The organism is Pseudonocardia asaccharolytica DSM 44247 = NBRC 16224 (assembly GCF_000423625.1).
Lineage (GTDB): Bacteria > Actinomycetota > Actinomycetes > Mycobacteriales > Pseudonocardiaceae > Pseudonocardia > Pseudonocardia asaccharolytica.
In genome coordinates this window covers 18883-37408 of sequence record NZ_AUII01000003.1, presented here as the reverse complement: position 1 = coordinate 37408, position 18526 = coordinate 18883, and the positions used below count along the sequence as shown (strand labels likewise).

Genomic DNA, 18526 nt, shown 5'->3' with positions numbered 1-18526 from the left:
CGGCCCGTCACACTGAACGCTACTAGCGGTCACCCGGGTGCGGTCAACCGCAACGCGGAGTCCTCCCAGACCGCGAGGGTGAGGTTTCACGGGAACGGACTACCGCTCGCCGCTTCAAGAGCACCGTCCGTCGTGACGGAGGTCATTCATAGGCCACCCGGATGACCGTCGCCGTCGGGTCTACGAGATACCTGGGCGACGTCCCTCGGCCCGGCGAGCTCGCCGCGGATCGAGGCCGGAACCAGAGGGTCGTCCAGCAGCCGGCGGTATCGGACCAGCGGACCGGCACCCGGTCGCCGCAGCCACGGGCGCAGCAGCGCGACCCCCTCGACGTAGGTCGTGGTGTACGTCCGCCAGAGCGGGTGGACGAGGAAACGCAGCAACTGCCGGGCCCGCGCCTCGGGAGTCAGCAGCCACCGCTGCAGGTGGGCCAGCGCGTCCTCGGCCGAGCCCCGCCGATCGTGCAGCAGGAGGGCGGCGTCCTGGCGGACCCGCGCCAGCTTCGCCAGCGCGTCCTCGACGCGTTCGCCGAGCTCGCCCTCGGTGTGTACGCCCACCTCGGCGAGGACGGTGGCCGACCATGACCCCCAGCCGGGGCCGACGAGGACGTGCAGCCCGAGGTCGGCGGCGCCCTCGCTCAGCAGGCTCTGCGGGGTACCGACGAGGAACATGCCCCGCTCGGGCGGCTGACCGGACGCGGCATGCGCGCGGCAACGCTGCGTGTGATGGCCCGGATACGTCTCGTGGGCGATGAGCTGAACCAGCTGCGCCGCCCGCAGCGCGGCGTCGGTGTTGATCGTCACATGTGAGCGGAAGTCACCCAGGTGCCGGTTGAGCCCGCTCCACGGCTGGTCGGTGACGAGCTCGAAGGTGACGGCCTCGTCCGCGGGCAGTGCCAGCCAGGCCCGCGTCCGTTCCCGCAGCGCCTCGGACAGCGCGTCCGCGGCGGCGCCCAGCCGTTCGGGACCGACGGCCTCACGGCGACGGAACGCGCCCAGCCGTTCGGCCAGTGAGCCGGCACCGGGGAGCAGCTCGTCGAGCTCGCGGTGAACGGCTCGGTAGTCGTCCGGTTCGCCCGGGCCGATGACGACGTCGTAGCAGGCATGGACCTCCTCGACGAATCCGATGTCATGCCCGGCGAGCCGGCGCGCCGCGCATTCCACCGCGGTCAGCTGCGCGGCGAGGAACCGCTGACGGCCGGGGTCGAGCCCGGCGTCGGGTAGCTCGGCGGAGAGCCTGCGGGCGGTGCGGAGCAGCTCCACCGGATCCGGAAGGAGCCCGGCGGCGTGCCGGCGCAGCGCGGAATCGCCGGTGTAGGAGTCGACGATGCCGGGCAGGAGCCGGTCGAGGCGCAGCCCGAGCAACAGATAGTCACGCACGAGCAGGTTCCGCGCCACGTCCCGGAACCTACCGATCACCCCGGCTCGTCGGGCCGCATCGTCGCGCCGGCCGCCACCGCACGTCCCGGGAAAAGTTACGGGTCCGAACGAGTGATATTCGATGACATTGAGTCACTCGTCTCCGTGCCCGCGTCGACTCGACGGCAATAAATCCACCCGATGGGATGCGTAACGAAACGTAAAGTATTGCACTAACACGATAGTGTTACTCGATTTGTTGTACGAGGCGACGACAGATAGTTTTTCCTCAGTCAGCGCGGGCTCCCCGGTCAGACGCTGACAAGTACGGAGCCGATCGCGGTCGGCACCAAAGACTCAACAGGAGATGAACTGTGCTGAAGAAGGCTGGAATTGTCGTGGCCACGGCTGCTGCAGGTCTGCTCGCGGTGAGCCCGCTCGCCTTCGCTGGCGACAAGGGTGACTGGGGTCACCACCACCACGGCACCGACCAGGTGAACTCCAACGAGGAGGTCCGCCAGGGCCTCGTCAACGTCTCGGACAACAACGTCAACGTGCCGGTCCAGGTCTGCAACAACGACATTCCGGTCAACGTCCTGGGCGTCCAGGTCTCCGACGTCACCGCCGACCTGGTTGGCGCCCTCGGCCTGCTGGGCCCGGCCACCGCCACCGGTGGCGACCTCTCCGAGAACCGCGCCTGCGCGCAGGACGCCGGCGCTGGCGACACGCTGGTTCAGAGCAACGACGACTGAGCTCGTCAGCTCACCTGAAATGGCGCCGACCGGTACGGTCGGCGCCATTTCTCGTATTGTAGATAACAGTTGGATAACAGAGCGTATCTAATACGAGGACGGTTCGTTAACAGCCGAACCGTCGGTGCCGAGCCGCGTAGTCACGCAATGCGCGCAGAAAATCCACCCGCCGAAACTCCGGCCAGTACGCCTCGCAGAACCAGAACTCCGAGTGTGCCGACTGCCACAGCAGGAATCCCGACAGGCGCTGCTCCCCCGAGGTCCGGATGATGAGGTCCGGATCCGGCTGGCCCGAGGTGTAAAGGTGCGCGGCGATATGGTCGACGTCGAGGACCTCGGCGAGCTCCTCGATCGTCGTCCCGGCCTCGGCATGCTGCAGCAACAGCTTGCGCACCGCGTCGGCGATCTCCTGCCGGCCCCCGTAACCGACGGCCACGTTCACCTGCGGGCCCGGGCGCCCGATCGTCCGTGCCGCCGAGGCCGACAGCCGACGGGCGATCTCGGCCGGCAACAGCTCCAGCGCCCCGACCACGCGCAGCTGCCACGGCCGCGTCGGACCGCTCAGCTCGTCCACCACGTCGGCGATGATCTCCAGTAGCGGCTCGAGCTCGTCAGCAGCGCGGGAGAGGTTGTCGGTGGACAACAGGAACAGCGTCACCACCTCGACGTCGGCGGCGCGGCACCATTCCAGCAGATCGGCGATCTTCGCCGCCCCCGCTCGGTGTCCGTCGTTGACGTCGATCAGACCGGAGTCCCGCGCCCAGCGGCGGTTGCCGTCGAGCATCAGCGCGACGTGACGGGGGCGTGTCGCGCCCTCCAGCCGCCGCCTGAGCCCACGCTCGTACACCGAGTAGAGCAGGTCGCGCACGCCCACGGCCGGTCAGCGTACGCCGGTCGCGCGAGCGGGTTGCGATGCATATCGGCCGGCCGTGACGTTCACCCGCGCACAACCCGGTAGCCACCCGCGGTGTCGTAGCCTCGCGAGGTGACCGCCACGCCCCATACCGCTCCGCCGCTGGTGAAGCCGCGTATGCGCGGCTGGCTGCATCTCTGGTCGTTCGCCGCCTCGGTGCTGGCATGCACGACCTTGATCACAGTAACCGCCGTGGTCCGCGGGGCCGGCGCGGCCGCGGCGACGACCGTGTACGGCGTGACCGTGCTCGGACTGTTCGGCACGAGCGCCCTCTACCACCGGCGCAACTGGACCACCCGACGCAGCCGCCTGATCATGAAGCGGCTCGACCACTCGATGATCTTCCTGTTCATCGCCGGTACGTACACCCCGGTGGCGGTGCTCGCGATGGACGGGCCGACCGCTCGCTGGGTGCTGGCCGTGGTCTGGACCGGCGCGATCGCGGGAATGGTGTTGAAGACAGCCTGGCCGACGGCCCCGGCCTGGCTCGGCGTACCGATCTATCTGGCGCTGGGCTGGGTCGCAGTGTTCGTACTCCCCGATCTGGCCCGCAACGCCGGCGTCGCGGCCCTGGTACTGCTGCTGGTCGGTGGGCTGCTCTACACGCTGGGTGCGGTCTTCTACGCCACCAAGTGGCCCAATCCGTGGCCGACGACGTTCGGCTACCACGAGTTCTTCCATGCCGCGACGGTGCTCGGGGCCGGGTGCCATCAGATCGCGATCTGGCTTGCCCTGTGAGTGCGTAACAGTGTTCTAACACTGTTACGCACTCACGGGCCAGAGGTACCAGGCCCCTTCGCCCGCAGCTCGTCGACCTTCGCCATCGCCGTACGCAGCTCCCCCAGCCACTCCTCGGCGTGCTGGCCGACCAGCCGCACCGCCCAGGCCAGCGCGTCCGAGCGAGACCGGGCGACCCCGGAGTCGACGAGGGTGTCGAGCACGATCCGCTCCGGCTGACGCAGCCGCGTCATCACCGGCACCGACGCGGTTGTGAACAGTTCCACGACCTCACCGATCCGCGCCCCCCACGCGACCTTGCGCTGATAGCGGTGCTCGGCCTGGCGCGCGATCTCGATCCGCTCCTCACGAGTCTGCTCCCGGAACCGGGAGATCCGCCCCGCGATCGCCGCGGCGGCTTCGGCCCGACCCGCCTCCGTGTCCTCGAACTCGCCCTCCACCGGCGGCAGCTCACCGACGACGACGATCTCCTCACGGTCGATCGTGACGTCGGGCAGACCGACGAACCAGCCGTCCGGCAACCGTCCGTGCAGCCAGGCCGACGCGTCCTCGGCACCCGGCAGGTCCGCCTGCTGCCATCCGCCGCGGCCCGGCCCCCTCGCGCCGCGGCCCCCGGGTCCGTGCCATCCGCGGTGCATCCGTCCCGACATGTTCGTCACCTCCGCCTCGCGTTGCTGATTACGAGATTACACAGCAACGCGACACTCCGCGAGCCGCGGTATTCCCGAGCGCGAGTCGGGGTCAGGGACGGACGCCGAGCAGGACCGTGATCTCCTCCGGCGTCGTCACCGGGCGGTCGCAGACGAAGCCCCGGCATACGTAGGCGGCGGCGCCCCGTTCCACCAGCGGCCGGCTCGCCAGCAGCGGGACGCCCGCGGCATCGGGCTCGCCCGGCACGATGACCGACCCGCCGGGCGCGACGCGGCGGGCGTGCGCGAGCAGATCCGCGCGGCTCGCATCGTCCGGCCCGACGACCGCCACCTGCAGCGGTCCGCCCACCAGCGCCTCGGCCGCGGTCAGCCAGTGTCCGGCGAAACGCGGGTGTTTCGTGGCCAGCGATCCGACCTGACGCACCGCGGCCTCCGCGACGTCCCGATACCGGCCGACCGCCTCCCCCGTCACCAGTACCGACGCCGTCACCAGCGCACTGGCGAGCGCGGACGACCCGGCAGGCGTCGCGTCGTCGGTCAGCTCACGGGGCCGGTGCAGCAACTCCTCGGCGTCGTCGGCGGTATCGAAGAACGCGCCGGGCTCCTCGGGGTCGGCGAAGCGCGCCAGGGCGAGGTCGAGCAGCCCCGTCGCGGCGGGCAGCCAGCGCGGCTCCCCGGTCGCCTGATGCAGCGCGAGCAGCCCGTCGGCGAGATACGCGTGGTCGGAGAGCACGCCGGACGCCGCGCCGACCGTCCCGCTGCGCGACGAGCGCCGCACCCGCCCGTCGACGATGTGCAGCCGCAACAGCAGGTCGGCCGCCTCGGCCGCGGCGGCCACCCATTCCGGGTGGCCGAGCGCTGCGCCCGCCTCGGCGAGGGCCACGATCACCATCCCGTTCCACTCCGTGATGACCTTGTCGTCGCGCGCGGGCTGCGGCCGCTGGTTGCGCGCGGCAAGCAGCGCGGCGCGCACTCGCTCCCAGCGCTGCGGATCGTCGGGATCGGCCAACAGCTGCAGCGTCGAGGTGCCGTGCTCGAACGTCCCTGCATCGGTGACCGTCAGCAGCGACGCCGCCCACACCCCGTCCGAATCGCCGAGAACCTCGCGCAGCTGTTCCCGGGTCCAGGCGTAGGTGAGCCCCTCGACGCCCTCGGTGTCGGCGTCCAGGGCAGAGGCGAACCCGCCCTCGGGTGTGCGCAAATCGCGCAGCAGGAACGCGGCGGTCTCCGTGGCCACCCGCCGCGCGAGCGCCGATCCGGTGCGACGCGCCAGATGGGCGTACACCCGCAGCAGGAGCGCGTTGTCGTAGAGCATCTTCTCGAAATGGGGGACGACCCACTGCGCGTCGACGCTGTAGCGGGCGAAGCCGCCACCGAGCTGGTCGTGGATGCCGCCGCGAGCCATCCGCTCGCAGGTCAGCTCGACAAGCTCGAGGGCCCGGCGGGCGCCGGTGCGCTCGTGGTGGCGGAGCAGGAACTCGAGCGCCATCGACGGCGGGAACTTCGGCGCCCCGCCGAACCCGCCGAACCGGGAGTCGAAGTTCTGGGCCAGGACACCGGCGGCGTTGTCGAGCGCGGTCGCGTCCACACCGGACGGCGGCAGGGTCGCGACGGCATTGTCGCTCAGGCGGGCCGCGATCTGTCCGGCCGCGGTGCGAACCCGCTCGCCGTCCTCCTGCCAGGCCTTGGTGACCGCGTCGAGCAGGTGCCGGAACGACGGCATCCCCGGCCGCGGATTCGGTGGGTAGTAGGTGCCGCAGTGGAACGGCTCGCCGACCGGGGTGAGGAAGCACGTCATCGGCCAGCCGCCCTGGCCGGTCATGGCCTGCGTCGCAGCCATGTAGACCGCATCGATATCAGGACGCTCCTCGCGGTCGACCTTGATCGCGACGAACTCCGCGTTGACCTGCTCGGCCGTGGCCGGGTCCTCGAACGACTCGTGCGCCATGACGTGACACCAGTGGCAGGCCGCGTAGCCGACCGACAGCAGGACGGGGACATCCCGCCGCTGGGCCTCGGCGAAGGCCTCGCCGGACCACTCCCACCAGTCGATGGGGTTGTCGGCGTGCTGAAGGAGGTAGGGACTGGTCGCCGCAGCGAGGCGGTTCGGCATGTGCCCAGCCTCTCAGAACCGGGCTCGGCCGTCGTCAGGTCCGGCCCGGATCATCCCCGGACTCGGCGTCGCCCCCGGTCTCGTCCCGGACGGGCTCTTCGGCCGACGTGCGTCTCCCGGCACGCTCGCTGCCGAAGGACGCGGGCAGCTTGCGGATTCGCTTGCTCATCGACCGGATCAACAGGACCGTCGCCAGCGCCAACAGGATGATCACAACCAGCGCGATCGGCGACGCCTTCCCGAACTCCTCGCCACGGCCGGGCGGCGGGGAGGGGTTCTGCGCCGGCACGACCAGCGCTGCCGTGATTTCGCCCACAGGAACTACGCCCAGATCGACCAGCACCGCTCACCTCCGACGTCCACAATCCCCGACCGCTCGGGTCACCGGATAACCTACGCACCGGGCCGGATGCGGTGACCTGGGGGTTCAGCTCGCCCGCAGCGCGTCGACCCGCTCGACCAGACCGGCGAACAGGTCGTCCTCCGGGACGGGGCTGTCGACGAGAGTCCGCACGAGCTCGTAGTCCTCGGTGGGCCAGACCGCACGCTGGAGTTCCAGCGGCACGAGGAACCATCTGCTCGTCGGGTCGATCTGGGTGGCGTGCGCTCTGAGCGCCTCGTCCCGGACCGAGAACCACTCGTCGCAGCGGACCCTGGTGGTGACACGCAGGCCAGGGTCGGGACGCTCGTCCGGCCAGTTCGCCAGCCAGTCCGTATAGGGCGACTCCAGACCCCGGGCCGTCATCGCCTCGTGGAAGGCGAGCAACCTGGCCTTGGAGAACCCGTGCGAGTAGTAGAGCTTGAGCGGCTGCCACGGATCGCCGGCACCCGGGAACCGGTCCGGATCACCGACCGCGTCGAAGGCCGCGACCGAGATCTCGTGGCAGTGGATGTGGTCGGGATGCGGGTAGCCACCGGTCTCGTCGTAGGTCACCACGACGTGCGGGCGGAACTCACGCATCGCCGCAACCAGCGGCTCGGTCGCCTCCTCCAGGTCGAGCAGCGCGAAACAGCCTTCGGGCAGCGGCGGTTTCGGATCCCCCTCGGGAAGCCCGGAATCGACGAAGCCCAGCCAGCGGTGCTGCACACCGAGGATCTCCGCGGCGCGGGCCATCTCCGCACGCCGCACCTCGGGGAGGTTCGCCACGATCTCCGGCCGATCCATCGCCGGGTTGAGGATGCTGCCGCGCTCACCACCGGTGCATGTCACGACCATGACCTCGTGACCCTCTGCGACGTAACGCGCAGTGGTGGCCGCCCCCTTGCTCGACTCGTCGTCGGGATGGGCGTGGACGGTCATCAGCCGGAGCGGCTCGCTCGCCGGGTCCGGGTGCGTCGGCTCGAAAGGGATCATAGGTCGACCGCGGTCCTTCCGGTTCAGTCTCGTGAGCTCCTCAGCCGTGGTGGCGGCCGTGCGGTGATCGTGACAGATCATCCTGACGGTCGGCCCGCCATCGATTGCCAACACCGCGTCGTCCCCGGCTCTTCCCGGGTGTGCCGGCATCTCGGCCGGATGGCCGAACGAGCCGGCCGTCCCGCGGACCTTCGGCGCGTCGTCACCGCCGCCCTTCGATCGGGCCCTGAACCGTTTCCACCTGGGTATTTCAGGTGATCGGGAACCTTCCGAACGACACGACCGTTCATCGAAAGACGGCGGCGAACGACAGGCACCGTGTTACGGTGAAGAACACACGGCCCCCAGGCGGGTCGTGTTTTTCCTTACTCGGGGCTATGCCGTCCGTCGCGCACTGCGCTGCGAGTAACCACGGTTCGTGGAGCGCGAACCTGGACGGCTGGAGGAGTGATGACTGTGACGGACACCCAGGTGACCTGGTTGACCCAGGAGGCCTTCGAGCGGCTCAAGAACGAGCTCGACGAGCTGATCGCCAACCGCCCAGTCATCGCTGCCGAGATCAACGCCCGTCGCGAGGAGGGCGACCTCAAGGAGAACGGCGGTTACCACGCCGCGCGGGAGGAGCAGGGCCAGCAGGAGGCACGGATTCGGCAGCTCCAGGAGTTGCTGCGGACCGCCCAGGTCGGAACCGCCCCTGTCGACTCCGATGTCGCCGCTCCCGGCACGGTGCTGACGATCCGCTATGACGATGACGACACCGAACAGGTTCTGCTGGGCTCCCACGAGGAGGGCAGCCACGGCGAGCTGCAGGTCATTTCGCCCAACTCTCCCCTCGGCGCGGCGCTGCTGGGCGCCCGCGTCGGCGAGACCCGCGAGTATCAGCTGCCCGACGGGGGCCAGATGAAGGTCACGCTCACCGCGGTGGAGCCCTTCGGCGGCTGACCGGCCGGGCTCAGACCCTGGGGGTGGCGGGCACCTCGGACACGGGGTGACCGGCCTCCCGCAACGCCGCGACCAGAGCCCTGCAGTGGTCCGGCCCACGCGTTTCCATGCTCACCGCGACGTCCACGTCGCCGAGCGAGAGCGTGCCGGAGATCCGGGTGTGCTCGATGTCGACGATATTGGCCCCGTGCGCCCCGATCAGCGCGAGCAGCTCGGCGAGCGCGCCGGGGCGGTCGTCCACCCGCACCCGTAGCGACAGGTAGCGCGCGGCCGCGGCCATGCCGTGCTGGATGACGTGCAACAGCACCAGCGGATCGACGTTGCCCCCGGACAGCACCGCCACCACGGGGGTGGCGAACCGGCGAGGCTCCTCGAGCAGGGCCGCCACCCCGGCCACGCCGGCGGGCTCGACCACCAGTTTCGCCCGCTCCAGACAGTGCAGCAGTGCCCGGGACAACGCGTCCTCGTCGACGGTCACGAACTCGTCGACGAGGTTCGCCACCTGTGGATAGGTGACGGCGCCGGGACAGCCGACCGCGATGCCGTCGGCGATCGTGTGGGCGTGCTCCAGGGCGACGGGCCGCCCGGCCGCGAGGGAGGCGGGCCACGCAGCGGCCCCGGCCGCCTGCACGCCGACGACGCGGACGTCCGGCCGCTCCGCCTTGACCGCCGCGGCGATCCCGCCGATCAGCCCGCCACCGCCCGTCGCGACGAGCACGGTGCGCAGGTCAGGGACCTGCTCGAGAATCTCGTATCCGACGGTGCCCTGCCCGGCGATGACGTCGGGGTGGTCGAACGGGTGCACCAGCACCGCGCCGGTGCAGGCGGCGAACTGGGTCGCCACGGCGATGCTGCGCTCAACCGTATCCCCCACCAGGTGCACGGCGGCCCCGTAGCCGCGGGTGGCCTCGATCTTCGGGAGCGCCGCCCGTTCGGGCATGAACACGGTGGCGTCGGTACCCAGCCACCGGGCGGCCAGCGCGACGCCCTGCGCGTGGTTTCCGGCGCTGGCCGCGACGACGCCGTGCGCCCGCTCGACGGCGTCGAGCCGGGCGATGCGGGTGTAGGCCCCGCGGATCTTGAAGGACCCGGTGTGCTGGAGGTTCTCGCATTTCAACCACACCGGGCCGGCGGCGAGGTCGCTCAGCGCCCGCGACGCCGTGACCGGGGTGGCGCGGATGACGCCGGCGAGTAGCCGCTGTGCGGCCCGAATGTCGTCGGGGCCGACGGGAACGTCAGGGGCCGGGACCGGTTCAGCCGCCATCGCGGCATCCTCTCACCCGCGGCGGTAGCCTCGCGGTGACGGTACGGGGGAGGTCGCATGACATGGCTGCGGGCCGTCGTCCCGCTGCTGTGTGCCGGGGTGCTCGCGGTGCTCGCGGTGCTGACGGTGCGTAGCGCAGGCTGTGCGGATCCGGGGCACTACGAGTTCAGGGGCGGCGGCTACGAACTGGTCGGCGGGTGCATCGCGCCGAGCGACCTCGTCCTACCCGGACAGCCGGTGACGCCGCCACCGGAGATCGCTCCGCCGAGCGGCTGGCCCGCGCGCAGCTGAGCTCAGCCCGTCGCGGCGTCCAGCGCCTGGCGCAGATCCGCCACCAGGTCCTCGGCGTCCTCGATGCCGACCGACAGCCGGATCAGCGAGTCCGGCACCTCCAGCGCCGACCCGGCGACCGACGCGTGGGTCATCTGTGCCGGGAACTCGATGAGCGACTCGATCCCGCCCAGCGACTCGGCCAGGGTGAAGATCTCGGTGGCCGCGCACACCCGCAGCGCCGCCTCGCTACCGCCCGCGACCAGGAACGAGACCATCCCGCCGAAGCGGCGCATCTGCTTGGCGGCGACCACATGACCGGGATGCTCGGGCAGTCCCGGGTAGAGCACGCGCTCCACCGCCGGATGGGCCGCCAGCGCCTCGGCGACCACCTCGGCGTTGTCGCTGTGCCGTTCCATACGCACCGCGAGCGTCTTCGCCCCGCGCAGGGTCAGCCATGCGTCGAACGGCCCGGGCACCGAGCCGACCGCGTTCTGGATGAACCGCAACTGCTCCGCGATCGCGTCGTCGCTGGTCACCACCACCCCACCGACGACGTCGGAGTGGCCGCCGACGTATTTGGTGGTGGAGTGCACCACGACGTCGGCGCCGAGCGCGAGCGGGTTCTGCAGATAGGGCGAGGCGAAGGTGTTGTCGACGACGAGGCGGACCCCTGCCGAGCGCGTGACATCGGCCACCGCCGCGATGTCGGCGATACCCAGCAGCGGATTGGTCGGCGTCTCGCACCAGACCGCCTTCGTGGCCGGCCGCAGCGCGGCGCGCAGCGCGTCGATATCGGAGAGGTCGACGGGGGTGTACTCGATGCCCCACAGCGCCAGCACCTTGTCGACGAGCCGGAACGTGCCGCCGTAGGCGTCGTGCGGAATGACCATGTGGTCACCGGGGCGCAGCAGCACCCGCAGCAGCGTGTCGGAGGCGCCCATGCCGGAGCCGAACGCGTACGCGTGCCGACCGCCCTCCAGCGCGGCGAGGCATTCCTGCAGCGCCGTGCGCGTGGGGTTCGCGCTGCGCGAGTACTCGTAGCCGCCACGCATCCCGCCGACGCCGTCCTGGGCGAACGTCGAGGTGGCGTGGATCGGGACGATCACCGCTCCGGTGGTCGGGTCTGGGTCCTGGCCGGTGTGGATGGCCCTGGTCGAGAAGCCGCGCATGCTGTGACGCTAGCGCGTCGCTCGTGAGCGTTGGGTAACGCTCCAGCGCTACCCAACGCTCACGGGGCGGAGCCAAGAAAAGCCAGCACATCCGACCGGGTGACCACACCCGCCGGTTTGCCGTCCACGAGCACCAGGGCGGCGTCGGCCGCAGCGAACGCGCTCATCGCGCTGGCCAGCGACTCCCCCGCACCCAGCGTCGGCAGCTTCGGGGACATGTGCTTCTCCAGCCGGTCGGCGAGCTGGGCGCGCCCGGTGAACAACGCGTCGAGCAGATCGCGCTCGATCACCGCGCCCGCCACCTCCGCGGCCATCACCGGCGGCTCGGCCCGCACGACCGGCATCTGCGAGACGTGGAACTCCCGCAGGTAACGCACCGCGTCGGCGACGGTCTCGTTCGGGTGCACGTGCACCAGATCGGGGATCGAGCCGTCCTTGCGGCGCAGCACATCATCCACGGTGGCGCCCTCGGTGGGCGGCAGGAAGCCGTAGCGGGCCATCCAGCGGTCGTTGAAGACCTTGCCGAGGTAGCCGCGCCCGCCGTCGGGCAGCAGCACCACGACGACGCTGTCCGCCGCACGCTCGGCGGGGACCGCCGCCGCCACACGCAGCGCGGCCACCACCGCCATCCCGCACGAACCGCCGACCAGCAACGCCTCCTCCCGGGCCAGCCGCCGGGTCATCTCGAACGAGTCGGCGTCGGAGACGGCGATGATCTCGTCGCAGATCTCCTTGTCGTAGGTGCTCGGCCAGAAGTCCTCGCCGACGCCCTCCACCAGGTAGGGCCGCCCGCTGCCGCCGCTGTACACCGAGCCCTCCGGATCGGCGCCGATCACCTTGACCCGGCCACCGGAGACGTCCTTGAGATACCGGCCGGTCCCGCTGATCGTCCCGCCGGTTCCGATCCCAGCCACGTAATGTGTGATCCGTCCCTCGGTCTGCTCCCACAGCTCGGGGCCGGTCGCGGCGTAGTGCGACGCCGGGTTCTCCGGGTTGGCGTACTGGTTCGGTTTCCACGCCCCGTCGATCTCGGTGACCAGCCGGTCGGAGGTCTTGTAGTAGGAGTCGGGATGGTCGGGGTCGACCGCGGTCGGGCAGACGACGACCTCGGCGCCGTAGGCCTTGAGCACGTTGCGCTTGTCCTCGCCGACCTTGTCCGGACACACGAAGACACAGCGGTAGCCCTTGCGTTGCGCGAGCATGGCGAGGCCGACGCCGGTGTTGCCGGACGTCGGCTCGACGATCGTGCCACCGGGCTTCAGCTCGCCGGACGCCTCCGCGGCCTCGATCATGCGGGCCGCGATGCGGTCCTTGACGCTGCCGCCCGGGTTGAGGTACTCAACCTTCGCCAGCACCGTCGCGGAGATCCCCGCCGCGACCGACCCGAGCCGGACGAGCGGGGTGTTCCCGACCAGGTCGGCGATGTGCTCGACGTAGCGCATGGCGCAATCGTCGCACCCGGCCGGCGGACACCGGCAGGGCGGCACCAGGTGGACATCCGATGTGAATCCGTACGACTTCCGGCCGTTCTCGCGTCCTGGGGTTGCTGGACGGGGTCGGGCAGGGGCTAGAGTTCGACCCGTCCAAGGCGGCGCCCGGTCGGCGGGACACCGGCGGGGGAGATCACACCGTCGCGGCGGACGGCCGTGCACCCGCCCGCTCACCTGCCGCCTCTCCAACCAGATCCGCACTTCGCGACACCCGGCCGATACAGCAGAGGGGTCGATGGGCGGGGACGTCCGGCCCAGCCCGATGGATGTGCGTGCTGCCTGAGGTTCAGAGAGGGGGGAACCGCCTGTGCAGCCGATCGGGGAGAGCGACGAATCCGGATCGGGTCCGCCCAGGTGGTCAGGCCAGGCCCGTTGGAGCTCAGCGGATCCGGAACCTGCAGTGCCACCCTGGCAGGCGGCGCCGCAGCCAGCCGAGCCCGGGTCCGAGATCAACCAGCTGGCCCGCGCCGCCGTCACGGGCGACGAGGACGCGCTCACTCGGCTGCTCGCAGCCGTGAATCCGCTGGTGATGCGCTACTGCCGGGCCCGCCTCGGCGGCTACCGGGCCGGGCTGCAGGGTCCGGAGGACGTCGCCCAGGAGGTATGCCTGGCCCTCTGCGCGGCGCTACCCCGGTTCCGGTTCGGCACGACGCCGTTCATGGCGTTCGTCTACGCGATCGCCTCGAACAAGGTCTCCGACGCGTTCCGCGCGGCGCGCCGCGATCTGAGCACGCCGGCCGATGAGCTGCCCGAGAGCATCGACGATCGATCCGGCCCGGAGGCGCTGGCCTTGGACGGGGACGGCGTTCGGCACATCTCGCATCTGCTCGACCGGCTGCCCGAGGCGCATCGGGAGATCCTCATGCTGCGCCTGGCGCTGCAACTGTCGGCGGAGGAGACCGCGCAGGTGGTGGGGATGAGCCCGGGGGCGGTCCGGGTGGCGCAGCACCGCGCGCTGACCAAGCTGAGGCAGTGGATCGGCGAGCGGTGACGTGGCGGCATGCGGGCGCGGCGCGGACCTATGTGCGCTCGACTCGGCGGAGCCCGGCTCCTGGCCGCCAGAACTCGATGACGAGGCGGTCGCCCGCCTCGTTCAGGCCGGTGCAGACGACCTCCTCGATCTCGGCGCGGAAGGCGTCACCCGGCGTCTCCCCGGACAGTTCCCCGGTGCCGACCGCCCGCCCGGAGATCTTGGCGTCGCCCGGCCAGCCCGCCGGATCGTCCTGTGGCGGGTCGACCGATGCGCTGTGCAACGCGAACCGGGGGTCGCGGCGCAGGTCGGCGCCCTTGCGGGCACCGGGCATCGAGCCGAATGTGAGCTCCCCGTCGGCGAACTCCGCCTCGATCCCGCTGATCCGGGGCGAACCGTCGGCCCGCAGCGTGGCGATCGTCTTGTGCTTGTGCGCGTCGAAGATCTTCCGGACCCGGGCCGCGAACCCGGGTGCTGCCTCGTGGACGTCCTTCCAGGTGGCCATGCGGCTCACCCTGGACCAGGGCACCGACAGAAGGCCGTCCCGGGAGGCCGCGCCCCGGACGTAGGGTCACCATGACGACGTCTGTTGTGCTTGGAGGAGAAGGCTCATGCCCGAAGCCGTGATCGTCGCTGCGGCCCGATCCCCGATTGGCCGCGCATTCAAGGGCTCGCTGACCAGCATCCGCCCCGACGACCTGGCCGTGCAGATCGTCCGCGCCGCGCTCGACCAGGTTCCGCAGCTCGACGCCGGCGACATCGACGACCTGATGCTCGGCTGTGGGCTACCCGGCGGCGAGCAGGGGTTCAACATGGCCCGTGTGGTCGCCGTGCTGCTCGGCTACGACGCCCTGCCCGGCACCACCATCACCCGCTACTGCTCCTCGTCGCTGCAGACCACCCGGATGGCGTTGCATGCGATCAAGGCCGGCGAGGGTGACGTGTTCGTCTCCGCGGGCGTGGAGACCGTGTCCCGGTTCACCAAGGGCAGTTCCGACTCCCTGCCCGACACCCACAACCCGCTCTTCGCCGACGCCGAGGCCCGCACCGCCGAGACCGCCGCGGGCGGGGCGGGGAACTGGGCCGACCCGCGCACCGGCGGGCAGCTGCCCGATATCTACATCGCCATGGGCCAGACCGCGGAGAACCTCGCGCTGCTCAAGGGCGTCACCCGGGAGGACATGGACCAGTTCGGCGTCCGTTCGCAGAACCTCGCCGAGAAGGCCATCGCCGACGGGTTCTTCGCCCGCGAGATCACCCCGGTCACCCTCCCGGACGGGACGGTCGTCTCGCGCGACGACGGCCCCCGGGCCGGCGTGACCTATGAGGCGGTCAGCCGGCTCAAACCGGTGTTCCGCCCGGACGGCCGGGTCACCGCGGGCAACTGCTGCCCGCTCAACGACGGCGCCGCCGCCCTCGTGGTCATGTCCGACACCAAGGCGCGCGAGCTGGGTATCACCCCGCTCGCCAGGGTGGTGTCGACCGGTGTCTCCGCGCTCTCCCCGGAGATCATGGGCCTCGGCCCGGTGGCGGCCTCGCGGCAGGCGCTGGCCCGGGCCGGGATGACCATTGACGACATCGACCTCGTCGAGATCAACGAGGCGTTCGCCGCGCAGGTCCTGCCCTCGGCCCGCGAGCTGGGCATCGACCCGTTCGACCCCGGCACGCTCAACGTCAACGGTGGGGCGATCGCGCTGGGCCACCCGTTCGGGATGACCGGTGCCCGGATCACCACCACGTTGATCAACGGCCTGCGCACCCACGACAAGCAGATCGGTCTGGAGACGATGTGCGTCGGCGGCGGGCAGGGCATGGCCATGGTCATCGAACGGCTCAGCTGACCCCAGAAAACAACGAACGCCGCGGACGTCCGCTCGGGAGAGCGGCGTCCGCGGCGCCGACGGCCGGGGAGGGGGGATCACCCGGCCGTGCCCGTGCTAATCCTGCCGCAGGTAGGACAACAGGCGCAGGATCTCGATGTACAGCCAGACCAGGGTGGTCATCAGGCCGAAGGCGATGTACCAGGCGAACTTCGCCGGGGCACCGGCGCGGATCGCCTTGTCGGCCATGTCGAAGTCGAGCAGCAGGCTGAACGCGGCCACCCCGATGACGACCAGGCTGAAGATGATCGCCAACGGACCGCCGCTGCGGAGCCCGAGGTCGGCGCCGAACAGGTTGCCGATCAGGTTCGCCACCATCAGCACGACGACGCCGATCATGGCGCCCATCAGCCACTTGGTGAACCGCGGCGTGACGCGGACGGCGCCCGTCTTGTATACGACGAGCATGCCGACGAACACCCCGGCCGTGCCGATCAGGGCCTGGAAGGCGATGCCGGGGAAGTAACCGTTGAGCACCCCGGCGATCCCGCCGAGCGCGACGCCCATCGCGGCGGAGTAGGTCAGTACGAGCGCGGGGTTGCTGCTCTGCTTGAAGATGACGATCAGCGAGATGACGAAGCCGACGATGAACGCAGGCAGCGCGATCCATGCGAGTGCGGGCCCGGCGAGTGCGGTCAGAGCCCCGGCCACGATCGCGACGCCGGCGCTGATCGCGGTCTTGGTGACGACGTCGTCGATGGTCAGCGGACGCTCGCCAGTGCCGGCGCGCCCGTATTCGACCTGCGAGGCGTGGGCATCGGCATAGGCGGTGGCCCCACCCATCATGCCGCCCTGGCGGCCGAATGTGGCGTATCCGCCCTGCCCGCCGGGCAGGTTGCGGAACGCCGGGTTGCTACTGGTTCGCACCTGGATCCTCCTGAGAGCGCGGGTGGGCGTCCATGCTGTTCAACGCGGGGATGGCGCGGAAGGTTCCCGCGAGGGTAAAGCAGACTTTACCCTCACCGTCCGGCTCGGCAGAGCGGCCCGGCGCCGCACGGTCTCACGCGACCGCACGGCCGCTCCCCGGTGGGTCGAGCGCGATCCCGGCGGCCTCGACCCCGGCCTCCGCCAGCAGCCGCGCGAACGCCCGCTCGCTGCTCGTCTCGGCCGTCGCGGCCAGCGGGCCGGCATCGACGCCGACCGCCTGGCAGACGTCGGCGAGCACATCGTCGTAGGCGGACCGCAGGGCGATCCGGCGCAACCGGGTGCGCTGCCGCGAGCCACGCAGCTCCCGCCGCAGCCTGCGCAGATCGGCGACGAGCGATTCCAGGGGCGGTCCGGCCGGGGCGGGAGCGCGCCGGAGCCGCCACGCAGCGACGACGGACGGCACGCGCAGGGCCGCCCAGAACAGAATCGTCGGCACCACTGTGATCGAGACGTAGACCAGCACACCCAACCACAGCGGACGGTCGCCCGTCACAACGGAAGGGTACCGCCGACGGGCGACGCCGACCGAGGGCGTCCCCGGGATCCCGTTCGACGTTAGCGTCGCGGCCATGAGCGACAACGACGTCACTGGGATCGACCCGCTCGTGCACCGCTACCGCGCGACCTCCACCTGGTCGGGGTCGACCGCCGGGGGCCATCGGACCTACGACCGGGCGCACAGCGGGGCGGCGCCACCGGCCGAGGCCGACCTGCGGCTGAGCGCCGACCCCGCGTTCGGCGGCGACGCCGGGCTGCTCAACCCCGAGCAGCTCGTCCTGCTCGCGGCCTCGTCGTGTCAGCTGCTGTCGTTCCTCGCGGTCGCCGCCCGCGCCCGGCTGGACGTCCGCGACTACCGCGACGAGGCGGAGGCGTCGATGCCGGAGAGCGAGAAGCCGATCCGGCTCGCCGAGATCGTTCTGCGTCCGCACATCTTCGTCGCCGAAGGGCCGACCGAGGACCGGGTGCGCCATCTCGTCGAGGTCGCGCACCGGAGTGCTTCATCGCCAACAGCCTCGCGACCCCCGTCCGGGTGGAGCCGGTGATCACCTTCGTGCCGTAGATCGTCGAGAACGAACCTGTGGTGATCGAAACGCTCTGTAGATCACCACAATCCCGTTTGTGGACGGGTTCCCCGTCGTGGACGGGATGATCCGCGAGACGCGCTATCTCGCCCCGCCGGCCTCGAGCATCACCACGCCGATGACGACGGCCGCGAGCCCGCCGACCTGCACCCAGGTCAGCCGCTCACCGAGGAACAGGGCGCCGACCAGGGCGACGAGCGTCACCCCGACCGCCGCCCAGATCGCATAGGCCACGCCGACGGCAAGCCCGAGCTTCAGCACCTGGGCCAGCAGGAGGAACGCCAGCACATAACCGACGATCACGATGATCGACGGAACCAGCTTGGTGAAGCCCTCGGACAGCTTGAGGCTGATCGTCGCGCAAACCTCCGACGCAATCGCGCCGGCCAGGAATACCCAGACCATGTCCCTCCCTGGACAGCGGGGACCAACCGACGCCTCCGCGCCCCGATCAGCGCCGTATCCAAACCCTATCCGGGTCGACCAACGGCTCCGCGGCACCGGTCGCCGCGATCCGCAGCGGCCGCCACCGCGCTCGATGCTGAGCTGCCGTTCCCGCTCAGCCGCCTTGTGGAGGCTCTGGACGACGCGCTGACGCGCCGGGCGTTCCGTCAACGGATAGCCGACACGGCCGCGATGTCCGATGACCCC

20 protein-coding genes are annotated in these 18526 nt (G+C 70.8%); 7 read left to right on the top strand and 13 right to left on the bottom strand.

The window, feature by feature from the left end:
* Positions 1-146 precede the first annotated feature (146 nt).
* Positions 147-1418 carry a DUF885 domain-containing protein gene (locus tag G567_RS26730; protein ID WP_211223847.1) on the bottom strand — a complete coding sequence of 424 codons (1272 nt, stop codon included), beginning with the start codon at positions 1416-1418 and terminating at the stop codon, positions 147-149.
* 314 nt (positions 1419-1732) lie between these two features.
* Between G567_RS26730 and G567_RS31765 the strand changes: the two genes are divergently transcribed.
* Positions 1733-2110: a hypothetical protein gene (locus tag G567_RS31765; RefSeq protein WP_084795856.1), complete on the top strand. Its 378-nt coding sequence runs from the start codon at positions 1733-1735 to the stop codon at positions 2108-2110.
* Positions 2111-2216: 106 nt separating this feature from the next.
* Here the strand turns inward: G567_RS31765 and G567_RS0104200 are convergent, their stop codons facing one another.
* Positions 2217-2978 carry an isoprenyl transferase gene (locus G567_RS0104200; RefSeq protein WP_028928985.1) on the bottom strand — a complete coding sequence of 254 codons (762 nt, stop codon included), beginning with the start codon at positions 2976-2978 and terminating at the stop codon, positions 2217-2219.
* A gap of 117 nt (positions 2979-3095) precedes the next feature.
* Here G567_RS0104200 and trhA point away from each other — a divergent pair, with 117 nt between their 5' ends.
* Positions 3096-3761: a PAQR family membrane homeostasis protein TrhA gene (gene trhA, locus G567_RS0104195; protein WP_028928984.1), complete on the top strand. Its 666-nt coding sequence runs from the start codon at positions 3096-3098 to the stop codon at positions 3759-3761.
* Positions 3762-3793: 32 nt separating this feature from the next.
* On the opposite strand, the gene G567_RS0104190 is transcribed toward trhA, so the two are convergent.
* The 4 genes from G567_RS0104190 to mca form a co-directional block, all read right to left on the bottom strand.
* A complete protein-coding gene (locus tag G567_RS0104190) occupies positions 3794-4411 on the bottom strand; it encodes a hypothetical protein (RefSeq protein WP_161631666.1) in 618 nt (205 codons plus the stop codon).
* Positions 4412-4502: 91 nt separating this feature from the next.
* Complete coding sequence (locus G567_RS0104185; RefSeq protein WP_028928982.1) at positions 4503-6524, bottom strand: thioredoxin domain-containing protein; 2022 nt, start codon at positions 6522-6524, stop codon at positions 4503-4505.
* 34 nt (positions 6525-6558) lie between these two features.
* Positions 6559-6867: a hypothetical protein gene (locus G567_RS26720; RefSeq protein WP_211223846.1), complete on the bottom strand. Its 309-nt coding sequence runs from the start codon at positions 6865-6867 to the stop codon at positions 6559-6561.
* Between the two features lie 84 nt (positions 6868-6951).
* Entirely contained in the window at positions 6952-7878 is a 927-nt protein-coding gene (mca, locus tag G567_RS0104175; RefSeq protein ID WP_051232267.1) for a mycothiol conjugate amidase Mca, read from the bottom strand.
* Between the two features lie 456 nt (positions 7879-8334).
* Here mca and greA point away from each other — a divergent pair, with 456 nt between their 5' ends.
* Positions 8335-8820, top strand: coding sequence for a transcription elongation factor GreA (greA, locus tag G567_RS0104170; protein WP_028928980.1), 486 nt, complete (start codon positions 8335-8337; stop codon positions 8818-8820).
* Positions 8821-8830: 10 nt separating this feature from the next.
* On the opposite strand, the gene ilvA is transcribed toward greA, so the two are convergent.
* A complete protein-coding gene (gene ilvA, locus G567_RS0104165) occupies positions 8831-10084 on the bottom strand; it encodes a threonine ammonia-lyase (RefSeq protein WP_051232265.1) in 1254 nt (417 codons plus the stop codon).
* Positions 10085-10141: 57 nt separating this feature from the next.
* On the opposite strand from ilvA, the gene G567_RS35085 reads away from it, so the two are divergent.
* On the top strand, positions 10142-10375 hold the full coding sequence (locus G567_RS35085) for a hypothetical protein (protein WP_028928978.1): 234 nt from the start codon (positions 10142-10144) through the stop codon (positions 10373-10375).
* Between the two features lie 2 nt (positions 10376-10377).
* On the opposite strand, the gene G567_RS0104155 is transcribed toward G567_RS35085, so the two are convergent.
* Together G567_RS0104155 and G567_RS0104150 are read right to left on the bottom strand one after the other, a co-directional pair.
* Positions 10378-11526, bottom strand: a complete 1149-nt coding sequence (locus G567_RS0104155) for a cystathionine gamma-synthase (RefSeq protein WP_028928977.1) — start codon at positions 11524-11526, stop codon at positions 10378-10380.
* A gap of 59 nt (positions 11527-11585) precedes the next feature.
* Positions 11586-12968 carry a cystathionine beta-synthase gene (locus G567_RS0104150; RefSeq protein ID WP_028928976.1) on the bottom strand — a complete coding sequence of 461 codons (1383 nt, stop codon included), beginning with the start codon at positions 12966-12968 and terminating at the stop codon, positions 11586-11588.
* Positions 12969-13416: 448 nt separating this feature from the next.
* Here G567_RS0104150 and shbA point away from each other — a divergent pair, with 448 nt between their 5' ends.
* A complete protein-coding gene (gene shbA, locus G567_RS0104145) occupies positions 13417-14007 on the top strand; it encodes an RNA polymerase sigma factor ShbA (RefSeq protein WP_084795854.1) in 591 nt (196 codons plus the stop codon).
* 28 nt (positions 14008-14035) lie between these two features.
* On the opposite strand, the gene G567_RS0104140 is transcribed toward shbA, so the two are convergent.
* Positions 14036-14491, bottom strand: a complete 456-nt coding sequence (locus G567_RS0104140; RefSeq protein WP_028928974.1) for a pyridoxamine 5'-phosphate oxidase family protein — start codon at positions 14489-14491, stop codon at positions 14036-14038.
* Positions 14492-14597: 106 nt separating this feature from the next.
* Here G567_RS0104140 and G567_RS0104135 point away from each other — a divergent pair, with 106 nt between their 5' ends.
* Positions 14598-15827, top strand: coding sequence for an acetyl-CoA C-acetyltransferase (locus G567_RS0104135; RefSeq protein ID WP_028928973.1), 1230 nt, complete (start codon positions 14598-14600; stop codon positions 15825-15827).
* 96 nt (positions 15828-15923) lie between these two features.
* Here the strand turns inward: G567_RS0104135 and G567_RS0104130 are convergent, their stop codons facing one another.
* Both G567_RS0104130 and G567_RS0104125 read right to left on the bottom strand, forming a co-directional pair.
* Positions 15924-16733 carry a Bax inhibitor-1/YccA family protein gene (locus G567_RS0104130; RefSeq protein WP_028928972.1) on the bottom strand — a complete coding sequence of 270 codons (810 nt, stop codon included), beginning with the start codon at positions 16731-16733 and terminating at the stop codon, positions 15924-15926.
* Between the two features lie 133 nt (positions 16734-16866).
* Positions 16867-17286 carry a hypothetical protein gene (locus G567_RS0104125; protein ID WP_037055850.1) on the bottom strand — a complete coding sequence of 140 codons (420 nt, stop codon included), beginning with the start codon at positions 17284-17286 and terminating at the stop codon, positions 16867-16869.
* A 76-nt stretch (positions 17287-17362) separates the two neighbouring features.
* Here G567_RS0104125 and G567_RS26715 point away from each other — a divergent pair, with 76 nt between their 5' ends.
* Positions 17363-17836, top strand: a complete 474-nt coding sequence (locus G567_RS26715; RefSeq protein WP_211223845.1) for an OsmC family protein — start codon at positions 17363-17365, stop codon at positions 17834-17836.
* Positions 17837-17956: 120 nt separating this feature from the next.
* Here G567_RS26715 and G567_RS0104115 read toward each other — a convergent pair whose 3' ends face one another.
* A complete protein-coding gene (locus G567_RS0104115; protein ID WP_028928970.1) occupies positions 17957-18280 on the bottom strand; it encodes a DMT family transporter in 324 nt (107 codons plus the stop codon).
* Between the last annotated feature and the right edge of the window lie 246 nt (positions 18281-18526).